The organism is Paraburkholderia dipogonis, assembly GCF_046027395.1.
GTDB lineage: Bacteria > Pseudomonadota > Gammaproteobacteria > Burkholderiales > Burkholderiaceae > Paraburkholderia > Paraburkholderia dipogonis_A.
Genome location: NZ_JAQQEG010000143.1, coordinates 1 through 259 on the forward strand (window position 1 = coordinate 1; position 259 = coordinate 259).

The 259-nt window shown below is 63.3% G+C and carries 1 protein-coding gene; it reads left to right on the top strand.

Features of this window, described 5'->3' with window-relative positions:
* The coding region (locus tag PQR32_RS42235; protein ID WP_408241848.1) for a TolC family protein at window positions 1-259 on the top strand (259 nt) is incomplete at both ends.

Sequence of the window (259 nt, forward strand, 5' to 3'; positions counted from 1 at the left end):
AGCAGGTTCTCGTAGCCTTCCGCGAAGTCGAAGACAACCTGTCTGACATGCGCATTCTGGAAGACCAGACCCGGACGCAGAACGAGGCAGTCAAGGCATCGCAACGTGCAGCAGACCTCTCGCGCTCGCAGTACACCGAGGGCGCGGTGAACTATCTGGACGTTATCGATGCGGAGCGCACCGTGCTGCAGGCACGCCGCGCGGCAGTGCAATTGCAGGGCGTGCAGGCGGCCTCCACGGTCAACCTCATCCGCGCCCT